The 16,278-nt window shown below is 43.0% G+C and carries 17 protein-coding genes; 6 read left to right on the top strand and 11 right to left on the bottom strand.

Annotated features, from left to right (window positions below):
* Window positions 1-21: 21 nt before the first annotated feature.
* From BLP33_RS23760 to BLP33_RS23735, 6 genes are all read right to left on the bottom strand, one after another.
* Window positions 22-201, bottom strand: a complete 180-nt coding sequence (locus BLP33_RS23760; RefSeq protein ID WP_243770706.1) for a FeoB-associated Cys-rich membrane protein — start codon at window positions 199-201, stop codon at window positions 22-24.
* Window positions 202-242: 41 nt separating this feature from the next.
* A complete protein-coding gene (locus tag BLP33_RS23755; protein WP_090533871.1) occupies window positions 243-1,436 on the bottom strand; it encodes an ATP-grasp domain-containing protein in 1,194 nt (397 codons plus the stop codon).
* Between the two features lie 291 nt (window positions 1,437-1,727).
* On the bottom strand, window positions 1,728-2,555 hold the full coding sequence (locus tag BLP33_RS23750) for a type 1 glutamine amidotransferase (RefSeq protein WP_090533869.1): 828 nt from the start codon (window positions 2,553-2,555) through the stop codon (window positions 1,728-1,730).
* Between the two features lie 132 nt (window positions 2,556-2,687).
* A complete protein-coding gene (locus tag BLP33_RS23745) occupies window positions 2,688-3,785 on the bottom strand; it encodes a carboxylate-amine ligase (protein WP_090533867.1) in 1,098 nt (365 codons plus the stop codon).
* 125 nt (window positions 3,786-3,910) lie between these two features.
* Window positions 3,911-5,137, bottom strand: a complete 1,227-nt coding sequence (locus tag BLP33_RS23740) for an ATP-grasp domain-containing protein (protein WP_090533865.1) — start codon at window positions 5,135-5,137, stop codon at window positions 3,911-3,913.
* A 138-nt stretch (window positions 5,138-5,275) separates the two neighbouring features.
* Window positions 5,276-5,983: an esterase family protein gene (locus tag BLP33_RS23735; protein ID WP_090533863.1), complete on the bottom strand. Its 708-nt coding sequence runs from the start codon at window positions 5,981-5,983 to the stop codon at window positions 5,276-5,278.
* 164 nt (window positions 5,984-6,147) lie between these two features.
* On the opposite strand from BLP33_RS23735, the gene BLP33_RS23730 reads away from it, so the two are divergent.
* From BLP33_RS23730 to typA, 4 genes are all read left to right on the top strand, one after another.
* Window positions 6,148-6,936: an alpha/beta hydrolase gene (locus tag BLP33_RS23730; RefSeq protein ID WP_254780241.1), complete on the top strand. Its 789-nt coding sequence runs from the start codon at window positions 6,148-6,150 to the stop codon at window positions 6,934-6,936.
* Window positions 6,937-6,976: 40 nt separating this feature from the next.
* A complete protein-coding gene (locus BLP33_RS23725) occupies window positions 6,977-7,192 on the top strand; it encodes a type II toxin-antitoxin system VapB family antitoxin (protein WP_090533860.1) in 216 nt (71 codons plus the stop codon).
* Entirely contained in the window at window positions 7,192-7,575 is a 384-nt protein-coding gene (locus BLP33_RS23720) for a type II toxin-antitoxin system VapC family toxin (protein WP_090533858.1), read from the top strand. The genes BLP33_RS23725 and BLP33_RS23720 overlap by 1 nt, the downstream gene beginning before the upstream one ends.
* Before the next feature lie 91 nt (window positions 7,576-7,666).
* Complete coding sequence (gene typA, locus BLP33_RS23715) at window positions 7,667-9,478, top strand: translational GTPase TypA (RefSeq protein ID WP_090533857.1); 1,812 nt, start codon at window positions 7,667-7,669, stop codon at window positions 9,476-9,478.
* Window positions 9,479-9,510: 32 nt separating this feature from the next.
* On the opposite strand, the gene BLP33_RS23710 is transcribed toward typA, so the two are convergent.
* Window positions 9,511-12,321 (bottom strand): S8 family peptidase, encoded by a 2,811-nt coding sequence (locus BLP33_RS23710; RefSeq protein WP_175490102.1) that lies wholly within the window; start codon window positions 12,319-12,321, stop codon window positions 9,511-9,513.
* A 97-nt stretch (window positions 12,322-12,418) separates the two neighbouring features.
* Window positions 12,419-13,249, bottom strand: coding sequence for a M57 family metalloprotease (locus BLP33_RS23705; protein WP_090533853.1), 831 nt, complete (start codon window positions 13,247-13,249; stop codon window positions 12,419-12,421).
* A 283-nt stretch (window positions 13,250-13,532) separates the two neighbouring features.
* Between BLP33_RS23705 and BLP33_RS23700 the strand changes: the two genes are divergently transcribed.
* On the top strand, window positions 13,533-13,871 hold the full coding sequence (locus BLP33_RS23700; protein WP_090533851.1) for a PadR family transcriptional regulator: 339 nt from the start codon (window positions 13,533-13,535) through the stop codon (window positions 13,869-13,871).
* On the top strand, window positions 13,868-14,530 hold the full coding sequence (locus tag BLP33_RS23695; protein ID WP_090533849.1) for a hypothetical protein: 663 nt from the start codon (window positions 13,868-13,870) through the stop codon (window positions 14,528-14,530). The genes BLP33_RS23700 and BLP33_RS23695 overlap by 4 nt, the downstream gene beginning before the upstream one ends.
* Before the next feature lie 68 nt (window positions 14,531-14,598).
* Here BLP33_RS23695 and BLP33_RS23690 read toward each other — a convergent pair whose 3' ends face one another.
* The 3 genes from BLP33_RS23690 to BLP33_RS23680 form a co-directional block, all read right to left on the bottom strand.
* Window positions 14,599-15,057: an aspartyl protease family protein gene (locus BLP33_RS23690; RefSeq protein ID WP_254780239.1), complete on the bottom strand. Its 459-nt coding sequence runs from the start codon at window positions 15,055-15,057 to the stop codon at window positions 14,599-14,601.
* Window positions 15,058-15,305: 248 nt separating this feature from the next.
* On the bottom strand, window positions 15,306-15,935 hold the full coding sequence (locus tag BLP33_RS23685) for a response regulator (RefSeq protein WP_090533847.1): 630 nt from the start codon (window positions 15,933-15,935) through the stop codon (window positions 15,306-15,308).
* Between the two features lie 73 nt (window positions 15,936-16,008).
* The coding region (locus BLP33_RS23680) for a sensor histidine kinase (RefSeq protein WP_254780237.1) at window positions 16,009-16,278 on the bottom strand (270 nt) is incomplete at its 5' end.

The following is a 16,278-nucleotide window of genomic DNA, read 5'->3' as shown; positions in this document are numbered from 1 at the left end:
GTATGAAATAAGAATTGGGCATTATTTGGTGGTTTTTCCGGGTTCGATACCTGAAAAATCAACACCGCATTTGCAATTGCCGCCGCAGCTTTTTTTAGTAGTAAGCGCCCTGTACATCATACGGCCAATGTAAAAAACAGCGCCTGCAAAAAGTATCGCGATAATGATGATCTGCATATTCATAAAGACAAAATTAAGCATTATTTAATATATACGTACAGACAGGGTAATTAGTACAAAGTTTAACGGGGCATAAAAGCAACCGTGCCGCCAACCCAGTTGTAATCTTTATTATAACGTACGCCTATCATTTTTCCACGGCTTAACCGCGCAAGGTTTATGGCAAGTGTGGGTTTTTTATCCCCATCGGGCCAGAGATAAAGCAACCTGATCTCGGCCTTTACGCCGCCTTCCGGCGATTGTACAACAGGTTCGTAATTTACCTTTTCCTGTAAAATCCAGTTTTCAGGATCTGTAATAGTTGTTATGTCTTCCTTACTAATATCGATAATTACACCCTGACCCGCAAAGGAGAACAACGGTTTAAGCACATAGTTTTCCAAATTGGCAGGGATTTGTTCTAACTGGTGCAAAAACTGAGTTTTGGGAATGTAATTGCCTGTTAAAAAAGGCATGGTGAATTTACTGACCCGATAAAACCAGTTGGGATGAGTGATCCATTCAACCTCAAGGGGCTGCCTGATATCGGCTACTTTGGTAAAGATCTCCGGATCGCCCGCTATCTCATCAAATATTAAACGATTATAAATGCGTTTAATTTGTTTCTTTTGGTCGCCCACCATGTAGTAAAGCTTTTTGCCATCCTGGATCAGGTCGGACAATGACACAACCGGCGTGCCGATGTACTTTTGGGTAAGGTAAAAATCAACCGATGTTTTTTGCTCAGGGGCGTTTACATCCATTAGCACAACTTCATCAGGATGGTAAGTACCTACGATTGTCTTTTTGAGCAGATCGAGATAGTTTTCCCTGTCCAACCCTCCGAAAAAGATAGTTTCGTCGGCAGGGATATCATAAATTCCCCGGTAGGTATTGCCCAAATGTACCTGGAAGCCATAAAGTGAAGGAAAGCCCTGTAATTCGATGAGTTTGGGTACGATATTGCCCTGCTCATCCTTACAGATGCCAAAATCCAGGGCGATAAAATGCGGGTGATCATTTTCATTGGCCACCCGCCAAAAATCAGGAATAGCCCGTTCGGTCAGTTCTTTGAAATTGGGCTTGAGGATAGTATCAACAATATCATTACCGGCGGCGATGAGCTTATTACGAAAATCGGCAGTCAAAAACACCGGTGTTTCCGCAACACGGAACGGAACAGGTTTACGTAGCCCTTCATTAAGAAGATTCAGAAATTGACTGTACTTTTCCTCGCTGAATGTGTTGTTAAATGTTTTTCTGGCTGATGGATTCATCGATAATTATTTTTAAATCAAAGTCATATTGAGTTTTAAATCCGTGACCTCTAAAGCTGAAATGACATCTCCACGCCGTCATGCTGAACTTGTTTCAGCACCCCACAAGAAAGGTAGGCGATTTGCTTAGCATGTGGCTTAGCAAGTGGGGTGTTGAAACAAGTTCAACATGACGATAATTTATTAATCGGGTCATGCTGAGCCTGTCGAAGCATAGTGGACAGGGCCTCTGCGCGCGTCCTTCGACAGGCTCAGGATGACAGTCCCGCTACACAAAAATGAAATTACAGTTTATATCACACCCAACGCACTTTCTACCGCCATATCCAAAAAATTAGGAATAAGCGTATGCTGGGTATGTGTTATTTTATCCGGATCGTCGAGGCGTTCAAGCATCTCGCGGTATTTAACCTCGCCATGTTCGCTAATGACTTCGTCCTTTTTTTCTTCGCGAAGCAGCATCCCCTTCATTCCTCCGGCATCGGCCTCGGGGTGAAATTGTGTGGCAAAAAAGTAATCGTTATACCTGATCGCCATCATCGCCCTTGGCAAATCAACATGCGGCCGTTCTTTTTCTATCGCAACCAGTTGCATGCCTAATTCATTAAAGCGTTTTTCATCAGGGTTGATCACCTGCCAGCTGCGCGAATCAACGGCATAAAAAGGTTCGGCCAAACCTTCAAATAAAGGCTCATTTAAGCCAATGGCTGTTTTATTTACCGGCAGCACCCCGAATGAAGGGGAGCGGCGCATATTAATATCGCCGAGCTTGTAATAACGGCACATTAACTGAAACGAGTGGCACACAAAAAACACATGCTTTTTATTGCTGTTGTTAGATAAGTTGTGATCTTCCAGTTTATTAACCAGGTTAAAGTATTTCTTTTCCCACTCGGTACCCTCGGTTTCCAATGGATTGCCGGGTCCTCCGCTTGATATATAAATATCAAAATTGAGATCGGCCATTTCGCATTTGCGGCGTACATCAAAGATCTGGTAAGTTAAATTCAGATCGTGTTCGGTTCGGTATCGCTTTAAAATATCCTGGAAACCGCGCATACCCTCGTTCGCTATCCCATCATACAGATCAAGTATGGCCACTTTTATTTCCGGTTTCATATGCCCCCTCTAAATCTCCCCTGATAGGGGAGACTTTTTGTTTTAATGTTTAAAAAATAATCTCCCCTTTTATATCCCAAACTGTTTAAAGCCCTCCCTTCCGGGGAGGGTTTGGGTGGGGTGAGTGGGTCACTACAACCCCTTCAAAGTTTGTGAGGTGATATAATCCACCACATCGGCAAAGTTATTGTTTTGCTGGTAAATGGCCAGTTGCCTGTCGGCACCGGTGCCGTGCTCCAGGATATTGTGTACGTATTGCAGGTCATCGCGTGAGCCAAGCTCATCAACTACATCGTCTACAAAATCAAGTAGTTCCAATATTAACGATCGGGTATTTACCTCCATTTCCTTACCAAAATCTATCATTTTGCCGTCGATACCGTACCGGGCTGCACGCCATTTATTTTCGTTAATGAGCGCGCGCGAATAGTTAATAAACTTCATGTTTTGCGCCCTGAGCTTGTACAACTTGGCACATAAAGCCTGGAATAAAGCGGTAAACGCAATGGTTTCATCAACCAGCATAGGGCAGTCGCAAATGCGGAACTCAATAGTCTCAAAGAAAGGATGTACCCGGATATCCCACCAGATTTTTTTGGCGTTATCAATGCAATTGGTTTTTACGAGCAGCTTTATGTAGCGGTCATACTCCTCGATACTGCTAAAATAATCGGGGATACCGGTGCGCGGAAACTTATCAAAAACCTTGGTACGGAATGATTTGAAGCCCGTGTTCCGCCCTTCCCAAAACGGCGAATTGGTTGAAAGGGCATACACATGCGGCAAAAAATAGCGCACCTGGTTGGCAATATGAATAGCCATATCGCGCGACTGGATGCCAACATGCACATGCAAACCAAAAATGAGGTTGGAGCGGGCCGCCTCCTGCATCTCATCCACAATTTCAAAATACCTGGGGTTATCGGTAATTAATTGATGCTGCCAGTGCGAAAACGGGTGTGTACCCGCGGCGCCAATCCGCAGACCAATATCACCTGCCAGTTGCGCTACCGTGGTACGAAGCTTACTTACCTCTTTGCGGGCTTCCTGGGTATTGCGGCAAATATGTGTACCCACCTCAACTACAGCCTGGTGCATTTCGGCTTTCACCTGGTCTTCATGGATTTTTTGGGCTGCATCCACAATTTTTTGCTCATGCGATTTTAGCTCCCGCGATACCGGGTCAATCACCATAAATTCTTCTTCAACACCTAAGGTAAATTCGTTCATAATTGGTTAGGGTTATTACTTAAAAAACGGTTGTCATTTCGACCGTAGGGAGAAATCTTATACGAATAGCTTATCGCGCGTACAGGATTTCTCCTCGTTCCTCGTTCGAAATGATAACCTTTTATTTATTTCTTAGCTGCCTTTTTAGGCTTAGGCGCTGCTTTTTCTTTTACGGCTGTAGCTTTGGCAACAGGCTCTTTTACCACAGCGGTTTTTACTGCCGCTTCTTTCACTGCGGCAGCTTTTACCGCCGGTTCTTTTGCTACTGCCGGTCCTTTTGCCACAGCTGCTTTTGCTGCGGGTGCTTTGGTTTTCTTCGGTTTGCCCTCGTCTTCAATAGCATGGTCAACCACAGCCACGGAAACATCTGCTTTAACAGCCGCTTTTTTTGCAACTGCTACCAACGGCATTTTTGCTGCCGAAGTTTTTACAAATTCGCCCCAGGTAAGGTTGTCAAAGCCGTCTTTTTGTTTTTTTGCGCGTTCAATGGCATAATCGGCGGCTGTTTCAACCACCCATTCAAAGTTTTCCTGGCCTACGCTGGTAACTTCGGCGTCGGGGGCGGGGTTACAAAAATCAATAGCGTAAGGTATGCCATCGCGAACGGCAAACTCCACTGTATTAAAATCGTAACCTAAATATTGGTTTAGTTTTATCACATAATCTTTAATGGTGTCCAATAGCTTTTTAGATGCAGGTGCTTTACCATGCTCATAGCGCAGGTGGTGCGGGTTACGCGGCTCATACTGCATAATGCGCACATGCTTGCCGCCAATGCAATAGCAGCGAAAGTAATCGTCAAAAATAACCTCTTCCTGCAGCATCATTACATACTGTTTGGTTTTATCGTATTTGCTGAAAAAATCTTTCTCATTTTCCAGCTTATAAACTTCTTTCCAACCGCCGCCGTCAAAAGGTTTCATATAGGCAGGGAAACCTACATAGTTGAAAATGCCATTCCAATCAAGCGGGTAAGCCAGGTTACGGAATGATTTGCTGGTGGTATCATCCGGCAATTCTTTTGATGGCAGAATTACAGTTTTAGGTACCGGAACTCCGATTTTTACAGCAAGGGCGTTGTTAAAAAACTTTTCGTCAGCACTCCACCAAAAAGGGTTGTTGATTACCGCTGTACCACAAATAGCCGCGTTTTTTAGGGCCGCGCGATAGTAAGGCACATCCTGCGAAATGCGGTCGATGATCACAGCATAGTCAAGCGGTTCGGCCTGCATTACCTTATCAAGGCGTACAAACTCGGCACTGATGCCTTTTTCTGCTTTTTGGTTCACGCGGTCAACAAATGCCTGCGGAAACGAATCTTCCTGTCCGAATAAGATACCGATTTTTTTCATGGTAGTAGGTGTTTTTATGTTTGTTTTTCTTTGGGTTTCAGGTTGATGTAAATCTTGCTCTTTATTTTTTCATTTTTTTCCTGTCTCTTAAACTCTTGCTTTTTATTTTCTTGTTTCTTGAATCCTGATCTCTTGTTTCTATTTAATCGTTGATAAATAATGCGGGAACATTTCGCGCCAGATGGGCCAGTCGTGATTGGCAAAAGGGCGGATATCCAGCCAGTGTTTAATGTTTTTTTGTTTTAAAATATTTGAGAGCTGGATATTATACCCTTTACATATGTCATACTCGGATGTACCAAGTACAATGTTCATTTGCCAAAGGTCATGATGGTTACTGCCCGGCAAAAAATCGACCGGGTTATTATAAAAAATGTTATCATCATAATAACCATCGGTAAACATTTTAATATCAAAGGCCCCGCCCATGGTAAACAAATGCCTCACCTTTTCAGGATGTTTGAACGCGAAATTGGCGGCATGATAGCCCCCAAAACTACAGCCGGCGAGAGCTACCTTGCCAACGCCTGTTTCATGCATGACCCAGGGGATGAGCTCGTTTATCAACATGCGATCGTATCCTGCATAGGTTTTGGCCCTGTCGGCCGGGTGGATGCCTTTATTGTACCAGCTGCGGTCGTCGATAGTATCGGGGCAGTAGATTTTCACCAGTCCATTATCAATAAACCATTTTACACTCTCGATCAGGCCGAAATCTTTGTTTTGATAATAGCGGCCTTTGGTAGTAGGGAAAACGATCACAGGATAACCGCGGTCGCCGAATACCAGCATTTCGAGGTCGGTGTTGGTGTTGGGTGAGTGCCAGCGGTGAAATTTTTCGGTCAAAGCTTGTAGTTTTTATAATGATTGTAAGTTAGGAGGTTTGTTTGAAAAAGGCAACAGCCTGATAATATTAATCCTTAGCCGCCAAAAAGTAAAAAGTATAGCTTATTTTTGCGCCCTTAATTTTAATTTAGAAAGAGATGTACCCGGGCTGGCTTGATACTGAAATGACAATAACCGAACAAGAAATAAATATAACCTCGGCACTGCTGGAGCGGGAAGTGACCTTAACCATCCTGAAGCCGGAAGACAGTGATATCGCCGAACCGCTAAACCTGCTGCTGCTTAATGACGGACAGGAGCTTGAGAACCTCGGATTAAAAACCACGCTCGAAACATTATATAATACCAATCGCCTTAAGCCGCTGCTGATCGTAGCTATCCATGCCGGAGATAGCCGCCTGGATGAATATGGCATTTCTGGTAAACCCGATTTTAAAGGCCGGGGTGCCAAAGCAGGTGTATATACACAATTTATAAAGGAAGAACTATTGCCTCAATTACTACAATTAACCAGCTTTACTGAATTTGATGCAACGGCCTTTGCTGGTTTTTCGCTTGGTGGTTTATCTGCTTTTGATATTGTTTGGAATAACCCGGTGTTATTTGATAAAGCGGGCGTTTTTTCAGGTTCGTTTTGGTGGCGGGGAAAAGACCTGGCCAAAGGCTATACCGACGCCGACAGGCTGATGCACCAGGTGATCAGGGAAACTAAAACCAAACCGGCTATCAATGCCTGGCTGCAAACCGGCACTAAAGATGAAACCAGCGATCGAAACAAAAACGGCATTATTGATGCCATTGACGATACCATCGACCTGATCAAAGAAATGGAAGCCAAAGGTTTTAAACGCCCGGAAGAAATTCAATATGTTGAAGTAGTAGGAGGTACCCATGACACTGCTACCTGGGGCAAGGCGATGGCCAAGTTTTTGGTTTGGGCTTTTGGGAGATAACGTATAGTTTTTGTAAATTAGCTTAATTAAGTTTAAGAACATGGTTAGTGCTGCACTTATAAAAAAGCTTGATCAATTGCCCCCTGATTTACAAACTCAGATAGAGAAAGATGTGGATAGGCTTTTGAAAAAAATTACTAATGCTGAATTGGTAAACAGTGATCAAACTATAAGAGGATATGGAAGTTTAAAAGGGAAAATTTGGGTGTCGGAAGACTTTGACGAACCGCTTGAGGATTTTAAAGATTATATGTAATGCAATTGCTTATAGATACACAAGCAATTCTTTGGTTTCAAGCTTCTGATGACAGATTATCTAAAACAGCCAAACAATTAATTGAAAATCCCGATAACCAATGCTATATAAGCATGGCATCACTATGGGAGATGGCTATCAAGGTTGCTTTAAAAAAGCTTAATATCGAAATTGGTTATGAAAATTTTTATAGCTATTTAATAGGGAAGCAATTTGAGGTTCTTGATATAACACCTTATCATTTAGTTAAATTAATATCTCTGCCTCATCATCACGGAGATCCTTTTGACCGCCTCATTATCTCGCAGGCTATCTCTGAAAATCTTACCATCATTTCGGCTGATCAACACTTCAAAGCCTACCCGGCAAGCGTACTTTGGTAAACTCAATGTTAATTCTAAACAATAACCGCTAAACGCTTTATAATCTCATAATTTAACCTTACCTTTGCGCCAAATTTAGAGAGGCATTTTCATGCAAAAAATCAGAAATATTGCGATCATCGCGCACGTTGACCACGGTAAAACTACTTTGGTTGATAAAATCCTGCACAGCTGTGCCATTTTCAGGGACAATGAGCAAACCGGAGAGTTAATCCTTGACAACAATGACCTTGAACGTGAGCGTGGTATTACCATCGTTTCAAAAAACGTATCTGTAAGGTATAAAGATGTTAAGATCAACATTATTGATACCCCTGGTCACGCCGATTTTGGTGGCGAGGTTGAGCGTGTATTGAAAATGGCCGATGGTGTATTATTACTTTGCGACGCTTTTGAAGGCGCTATGCCTCAAACTCGTTTCGTAACTCAAAAAGCTTTGGCTTTAGGCCTTAAGCCAATTGTGGTTGTAAACAAAGTTGATAAAGAGAACTGTCGCCCTGAAGAAGTTTACGAACAAATTTTTGAATTATTCTTCAACCTTGAAGCTACCGAAGAGCAGCTGGATTTCCCGGTTATCTACGGTTCATCAAAACAAGGCTGGATGAGCACCGACTGGAAGAAACCTACGGAGGATATCTTCCCGTTGATGGATGCTATATTAGAAAACATTCCTCCGGCCCCTATCGCCGAAGGTACGCTGCAAATGCAGATTACCTCTTTAGATTATTCATCTTTCGTAGGCCGTATCGCTATCGGTCGTGTAGCCCGTGGTACAATCAAAGAAAACCAGCCGGTATCTTTGGTAAAACGCGACGGCACTATCCAAAAATCAAGGATCAAAGAACTTTACACTTTCGAAGGTTTGGGTAAAGTAAAGGCTACCGAAGTAAAATCTGGTGATATCTGCGCTGTAGTTGGTATCGACGGTTTTGATATCGGTGATACTATTGCTGATTTTGAAAATCCTGAGCAATTAGAGGTTATCAAAATTGATGAGCCAACCATGAACATGTTGTTTACCATCAATAACTCGCCTTTCTTTGGTAAAGAAGGTAAATTTGTTACTTCACGCCACGTACGCGACCGTCTGTACAAAGAGATGGAGAAAAACCTGGCGCTTAAGGTTGTTGAAACCGAGTCGCCTGATTCATACCTGGTTTATGGCCGTGGTATCCTTCACTTGTCAGTGCTGATCGAAACTATGCGTCGTGAAGGTTACGAGTTACAGGTAGGACAGCCTCAGGTTATCGTTAAACACATTGATGGTGTTAAATGCGAGCCGGTTGAAACCCTTATAGTTGACGTTCCTGCTGAAGTTGCCGGTAAGGTAATTGAATTGGTAACTCAACGTAAAGGTGACCTGTTGATCATGGAACCAAAAGGTGATTTACAGCACTTAGAGTTTGAAATTCCTTCACGCGGCATCATCGGTTTACGTAACAACGTATTAACTGCTACTGCCGGTGAAGCTATCATGGCGCACCGCTTTAAAGCTTACGAACCATGGAAAGGGCCAATCCCTGGCCGTTCAAACGGTGTATTGATCTCGATGGAAAAAGGCAACACAACTGCTTATGCAATTGACAAACTGCAGGACCGTGGCCGTTTCTTCGTTGATCCGGGTGTTGATATTTACGAAGGTCAGATCCTTGGTGAGCACATCCGCGATAACGATTTAGTGATCAACGTTGTTAAAGGTAAACAATTAACCAACATGCGTGCATCAGGTAGTGATGATAACGTTCGTATCGCACCGGCTATCAAATTCTCGTTAGAAGAATCGATGGAGTATATCCAGGCTGATGAATACATCGAAGTTACACCGCAAAGCATGCGTTTACGTAAAATCTACTTAACCGAAAACGAGCGTAAAGTAAACGCAAAAAGGTTTGTTAATCAATAAATTTCAATAAACAAGTATATGAAGCCCTTCGGTTAACCGGAGGGCTTTTTACTTATCAGCTTACCATTATAAACTACTTTGCCATTTAGTTCGATGGTATAAACATACACGCCTGCCACAAGATTTACGGGGATACTGTTTTGTAATTCATTGATGTTTTTAACCAGGGTTAACTTACCATCGATGCTGTATAGTTTAAATTCGTAATTATTGATATCGCCGCTGATGATATTGATCTGGCCGGCAACAGGGTTGGGGTATATAACAAATTGGTTGGGCTGTAAATAAACAGCATCGGCTATGTTGGAGTAAATAATATCGCCGTTGATTGTGGTGAGTTTTGCCCTGTAATATTGTTTGCCTTGCCGGAGATTATTGTCTGTATATATATAATCCACCGCTGTACTAACCGGAATGGTATTTAAAGTAACGTATTGGCCGGCAGTTGTTGTTTTTTCCCATGTGATGGATTTAAGATTATAAACACTGCCCAACTGCAGGTTGAGCACAGTGGTATTGTTAACTACATTTGCCAATAATGTTTTTACATAGCAGCCAACCCCCTGCGTGGTAGCATTAATGGTATAACTTTTTAGGCCCTCAAAACCACTGCCTGTAGCGCTCACCGCAAAATAAGTTGAAGTTTGTTGTTGCGCGGGTATAATGATGCTGGTATCAGCTGTTGATACAAGTTTTTGAAGCAGGTTATCTTTAATAGTATAAACGTTGTAGCCAGTGCTGCCTGGTTGGGGTTTCCATTGCAGGAGCGTGCCGCTGGCGCAATTATACCCTATATCAAGTGTTAAAGGTTTTGAAATGCTGAACTCCGCGCTGGTAAAAGTTTGACCGCCGATATCCATTTTAAGCATGGTTTTGGTAAAAACATCGGGCGCTGTCCAGGTATAATAGCGGTTTTTAAGGGTGGCATTATTAATGGCCTGCCAGGTTTGGCCGTGATCATAGCTAACGCTTATTGTACCCGATGTGGTATTGAATGAGCTTTGCCATCTCAGGTAATTGTCCTCGCCGGCAAAAAGCTGGTCGCCGGCCGACGGGTAGATCCATTCAAACCGGTTTGATATGATCTCCTGGTGGGCAACATGAAATTTTTGAGCACCGGCAGTAACCCTTCTGCCCTTAACATGCACCATGTATGTGCCAGCCTCGGGGTTTTGTAAACTTATTTGTTCTGTATTGTTTAATGTATCCGCTCGTCTTTTTGCCGGGGCAGATAATGAATCGGCAGAGGGGAAGCTGCTGAGCACCCATGGTAAAATTTGCTGCCCGGATGGTGTGGTAACAGTAAGATCGAGATCATTTACCAATGCCCATGGCGCATTAACGGCCGCCGCGGGGTCATTCCAGGCCAATGAAACTTTAAGCTCCCTGCAATTCGCGGGGACCGTTATGGAATAGTCTGTTTGTGTAGCATTGCTAACCGAGCCGGTAAAAATGCGTTTTTCATTGATGGTGCGTAATGCTTCCAATGCATTCAATAAACCATAGCCTGTTTTATGGCTGGGACCTGATGAGCCTATTTCATCGGCCGAGTTAATGAGTACACTTTTTATAAGCGCGGCAGATGGCAGTTGTTTATATTGTGTTTTATAAGCTTGCTGCAGCAAAGCTACCGTGCCTGATACGAGGGCTGCAGCGCCAGACGTACCATCCTCACCATCCGCGATCAATTCGGGCTTGATGCGGCCATCATATGCGGGTCCTGCCGAGCTTAAGGGTTCGGGGGCACCCGTTCTGCCGGTGCCGCCAACCACCAATACATTTTTAGCCTGCTTAAAGTCGCCCGAGAGGTTGGCTACCCCGCTTATACCGTTGTAAACCCCGCTTTCGGGCGTAGAAGTGCCGATATTCCCCGATGAAAATACATGCACCAGCGAATCATTTTCAAGGATCTGCTGATCATAAGCGGCACTTTCGGCACCATAATAATTTTCAATGCCGGTACCATATGAGTGGTTTTGCACCGAAATTCTGAATGATTTAAAAATGGTAGTGCTATCGGGCATTAGTTGTGCAAAAGATGATGACGTGAAATTTACTTTAGGCGCAACTCCCAGGCCTTTGATATATGAGTTGCCATTGCCGCCTATAAGGGTCGCCATGGTGGTAGCGTGTCCTGATGTGATATCGGATGTTTTGAAGGATGTGAAGCTGCGGCCTAACAGGTCGAGATCATTATCATAGCGGTCTTCTTTTACCGAAACGTTAATGCCAGATCCGGTTATACCCGGAAAATTAGCGCCTATGGCCGACATGGTATTTAAGCCGAGGTCGATATCGCTAATGGCAAGTTCTTCATGAGGTTGGCGCACCTCATTGGCAAATAATATATAGTCCTGCTGAAGTAAGGCAGGTAGGTTTTCTAATTTGATTTTAAGACGTATTAAGTTGCCGGTTTGGCCGGTAATGGCTCCGGATTGTTGGATGTGGTTAATAACGGTGTCATTAACAGCGGTAACTGCAACCTCAATGGCTTGTGTGCGTGCCGGATGCTGCTTCCAGTTTTTTGCAAGGTTATCCGAAGCTTTCCAGATGGGGGAAGCGGCGCTGTTATTTATAATATTAGCATCGCTTTTGATAGCCGAGGCTGATGATACTACATAATAGTTATAAGAAACCCGTTTGATGATATTGTATTTCCGGTTATCAATATGTACCGGATCTTTAAATTTTACAAGGTAATACTGGTTGGGATTTTTTTGCGGAGATAAATATGTTGCCTTATAAAGTGAGATAATTGCCTCGTCGCTCATGTGTTTTTGTGACCATGACACTTTAAAGCATAAAAAAAGGAATAATACGGTAACAGGTAGTCTTTTTGTCATAGGCGGTAATGTGATCAAACCAATAAAGGGGAGCTGCAGCATCCCCTTTATTGATAGAGCTATTTAGTTGAAATGTAAAAAACAACTATAGGCGCTATTAGTATAAATAGTTTAACGCTATCTGATCATTGGCATTAAACGTACGGTCGGTACCGCTTGAGCAGGCTAACATCCATGAGCCGGCATCTGCCTTGGTTGGTGTGCCCGGAATGTTGATAGCGCCTATGCCTGCCGAACCTTCGTTTACATGTCGGCCGCCGCAGCTGAACGCGCGGTTCATATAGTCGGTATGACGGAAACCGATACAATGGCCCAACTCGTGCTGAATAACTGATGTTACATAACCCAGATCAGGGTTAGTGCCATAAGCCTGTTCGTTGGTGTTCATCTGGATTTGGCTATACGGGTCGCCCGACGAAGTAGGGAAGCCTGATGAACCTAAAGTGATATAACCGCCGCTTGGGCCCTCGTTAAAGCCGATGATATCGATTGTGCCGCCACTGCTAACCATTTGAAATTTAAGCGTGAGGTTTAAAGCATTGTAACGTGCAACCGCCGCGGTAGCCGCGTTAAGGTAAACAGTAGGCAGGTTTGTAACTGATACGGTTACTGTCCTGGGCAGATTTTTAACCAGGTTTGTGGTACGGTACTGCTCAACATCGGCAATTCTTAAGGTAGGGCTGGTGCTTGCTTCGGCTAAATTAGCTTTAGTGAGCAGGATATCTCCTTCAACAAGATAGCCATCGCCCTGCCTGCGCACTTCATCGGTGCTGAAGCCTAAGTTTGTAATACTTTTCAGTACATCATCCGGAATAGCGGTTGGGCTGGTGGTTGTAGTTTTTGCAGCCTTGTCTTTTGAACAGGAGAATAGTACAGAGACTCCGACAAGCACGCTTAGTCCGATCCCTAATAATAGTTTTCTTTTCATTGTTTTCGTTACGTTTTAGATGTAAAAGAAGAATTAATTTCAGCAGCCGGCCAGCGCTATTAACTTATACGCAATATATAAATAAAATGTTATGAATTTATTAATAGAAAATAACAAAAAAATATTCTTTTTAGGAATTATTGTCTTTTTATTCGATTGATATCGAAATTATAATTGTCATTTTGACTATTATGCCAATTATAGCTTTGTTTTAATTGGAGTGGTACTTTTATATTTATATACATAATTTTGTTATGTATATAAATATTTATACTTTTGATTCATGAGCACAAATCCGCTGCTAAAAGGTACTCTACAAACCATCATTTTAAAACTGCTGGAAGATAATGCTGAAATGTATGGTTACGAAATAACACAGAAGGTGAAGGAAGTTACCGGCGGCGAGATCGTGCTTACCGAAGGTGCACTTTATCCGGCGCTGCACAAACTGGAGGCTGGTGGCCTACTGGAAACCTTTACGCAGGTAGTTGATAACAGAATCCGCAAGTACTACCGTTTAACTGAGCAGGGCGGTAAGGAGGTTACCAGCAAGTTAAGTGAAGCACGATTGTTTATTGAGCAACTGCAAGCATTGTTAAATCTTAAACCTGTTGTAAAATGAGTTTACCGGTTGATGAGTTGAAATGGATTGAGCTGCGTTTGGGAGCATACCAGATCAGATATAGGAGCGTGTACCACGAAATTCTTGATCATATTATATCTGCAATAGAGGAAAAACGCCAGACTGGTGATAACCGAAATATTGAAAGCCTTTTTCAGCAAGTGGTTGACGGACATCTTGGCGGAACAGAAGGTATAAAAAAGCTTGTAGCTGAACATGAAGAAATTTATAAAGAAGGTATAAAGAAACTATGGATGCAAAGCTTAAAGCATTATCTCACGTGGCAGATGTTGGCTTTTACAATTGTGGTACTGCTGTTGAGCCTCAAGCTTCCCGACGTTGAGTTGGTAAGATCGTCGGTTTTTGTAATGTGCATTTTACTGGCTTGTTCACCAACGGTGTATTCATATTTTTCATTGCGGGACCGGGTGATGACTACAATGGATGGTAAGCTGTCGTTTTTTAGGGTTCATTTAATTAAAAAGGCATCAATATCGGCGGCTATTATCTTTAATGTTATTTATTTATTGTCTCCTGCAGTTATTGCCAATACACCAACAATAATACTGATGGCGTTAATGATGCTGTTTGTTTTATTAAACCTTGCTTCTATTCATTTTTGCAGGCAATTTACAGCTTCAAATCCTACAAACCCGTAAACATCTAAAAGAATATATATATTAGGAACAGGAGTATTTGCTATCTATACTTGACTCTTTAATAAATTTTAAACTCCGCGTTTTCTCATTCGAGGCTTTTTTAGTTTCAGTACCCGTTTCCCATAGTCAATAACGGCTTTATATTTCATTAAAATATCTCCGCCCAAAACACCCAGTACCTGCGGGTGCCCCATTTGGCCGTAGGCCACATTAATAGTGGAAAGATCAAGCACAGCTACTTCAAATTCGGCGATAGGCAAGTCGCCGATGTGCAGGTCGCTGACTGTTGCTGTAAAAGATTCCATGGTATTAGTGCCGAGGCCAGTGGAGAGTTTATCGCTGGCTAAGATGTTCATGGTTTCATTGGCTTCGGAAAGCACCGTTTGATCAAAGGCGGTTTTTGACGCGCCGGTATCCAGCACCATAATAAAAGTTTTTTCAAACAGCACAACTTCAACCAGTGGGTGGAAACCATCGTCATGCAGGTCGATAATATGGAGCGGGACAGATATAATCATTGCAGGCATGCCAATTACAGATGTGCAAATGTGCAGATTAAAGCAGTGATTATTATTGATCCTGTTAGAAAAAAATCCGGCAGTAGTTTTAGGATTTAATTAGATGGCATCTTTCACGGTGTGATCTTTCAATTGTGATAAGGTTTAGGCTTTAAAGATCACCAACAGGGAGTTAATTTTAACAACGCCTTTTAGTTTCTTTATAACGCTAAATTAGCGTTAACCATTAAGCCCTGCAATACTGAAAAAGTGGTATATCAGAATGCGCGGAATTTATTAATAGCTTCTACTTTATTTTGTACCTGCAGTTTGATGTAGGTATTGCGGATGTGTTTTTTAACGGTTCCGGTAGAGATATCGAGGCGATCGGCGATTTCTTTGTACTGGAGGCCGCGGGCCAGGTGGTTAAGTACTTCAACCTCGCGTTCGGTGAGGCTTTCGGCGGCAGGGGCAGGCGGTTTATCGGCGTCGGCATTGAATGATGCGATGACCCTTCGCGAGATATAGGCGCTCATGGGCGAACCGCCGGCGGCGATTTCGGTAATGGCGTTCCTGATCTCATCGGCCGAAGATTCTTTGAGCATATAGCCGGTTGCGCCGCTTTTTAAAGATTCAAAAATATTGGTGTTGTCGTCGTTAATGGTGCACATCAAAAATTCGGCATCCGGCACAAAGGGCTTGGCCCGCCGTATAAATTCAATGCCCGACATGCCTTCAAGGTTTATATCCACGATAAAAACATCCGGTTTAAGCTGGTCAATTTTTTTTAATACGGCTTCGGCATTGGAATAAGAACCAATTAAAGTTACGCCGCCCATATCATGAATAATCTGTTCCAGCCCGCGCCGGTAATGTAAATTATCCTCTAACAAAATTATCTGGAGCATGCTTTGCGGTAAATATAAAATGCTAATTTCCTAAATTATCCCGGCTTTCTTTATACCTATTATGGGGTATACGCTAAAGGTTTAGTTTAAGGCCGATGGATGTGCCTTTACCGTGGGCAGTATCAATTTTGAGTTCGGCGTTCAATCTTTTTGCCCGCGTGTGGATATTCCGGATGCCCATGGTTTCGTGCTTGCGCACATCGGGGTCAAATCCGCGCCCGTCATCACGGATGCTGATCTGCAGCCGGTTTTTGTAAAGATTGATTTCCAGAAAGGCGTTTTGTGCCTCCGAGTGTTTAACAATATTGTTTAATACTTCCTTAACAAGGAGGTATACCTGGCG

It is taken from the genome of Mucilaginibacter sp. NFR10 (assembly GCF_900100445.1).
In the GTDB taxonomy this organism is placed as follows: Bacteria; Bacteroidota; Bacteroidia; order Sphingobacteriales; family Sphingobacteriaceae; genus Mucilaginibacter; species Mucilaginibacter rubeus.
Note: the sequence above shows the minus strand (reverse complement) of the source record. Positions and strands in the feature narration are given on the sequence as shown.

Coding starts and splice junctions, on each gene's coding strand:
- BLP33_RS23760 (WP_243770706.1), bottom strand. CDS start 201: ATGCTTAATTTTGTCTTTATGAATATGCAGATCATCATTATCGCGATA.
- BLP33_RS23755 (WP_090533871.1), bottom strand. CDS start 1,436: ATGAATCCATCAGCCAGAAAAACATTTAACAACACATTCAGCGAGGAA.
- BLP33_RS23750 (WP_090533869.1), bottom strand. CDS start 2,555: ATGAAACCGGAAATAAAAGTGGCCATACTTGATCTGTATGATGGGATA.
- BLP33_RS23745 (WP_090533867.1), bottom strand. CDS start 3,785: ATGAACGAATTTACCTTAGGTGTTGAAGAAGAATTTATGGTGATTGAC.
- BLP33_RS23740 (WP_090533865.1), bottom strand. CDS start 5,137: ATGAAAAAAATCGGTATCTTATTCGGACAGGAAGATTCGTTTCCGCAG.
- BLP33_RS23730 (WP_254780241.1), top strand. CDS start 6,148: ATGACAATAACCGAACAAGAAATAAATATAACCTCGGCACTGCTGGAG.
- BLP33_RS23725 (WP_090533860.1), top strand. CDS start 6,977: ATGGTTAGTGCTGCACTTATAAAAAAGCTTGATCAATTGCCCCCTGAT.
- BLP33_RS23720 (WP_090533858.1), top strand. CDS start 7,192: ATGCAATTGCTTATAGATACACAAGCAATTCTTTGGTTTCAAGCTTCT.
- typA (WP_090533857.1), top strand. CDS start 7,667: ATGCAAAAAATCAGAAATATTGCGATCATCGCGCACGTTGACCACGGT.
- BLP33_RS23710 (WP_175490102.1), bottom strand. CDS start 12,321: ATGACAAAAAGACTACCTGTTACCGTATTATTCCTTTTTTTATGCTTT.
- BLP33_RS23705 (WP_090533853.1), bottom strand. CDS start 13,249: ATGAAAAGAAAACTATTATTAGGGATCGGACTAAGCGTGCTTGTCGGA.
- BLP33_RS23700 (WP_090533851.1), top strand. CDS start 13,533: ATGAGCACAAATCCGCTGCTAAAAGGTACTCTACAAACCATCATTTTA.
- BLP33_RS23695 (WP_090533849.1), top strand. CDS start 13,868: ATGAGTTTACCGGTTGATGAGTTGAAATGGATTGAGCTGCGTTTGGGA.
- BLP33_RS23690 (WP_254780239.1), bottom strand. CDS start 15,057: ATGCCTGCAATGATTATATCTGTCCCGCTCCATATTATCGACCTGCAT.
- BLP33_RS23685 (WP_090533847.1), bottom strand. CDS start 15,935: ATGCTCCAGATAATTTTGTTAGAGGATAATTTACATTACCGGCGCGGG.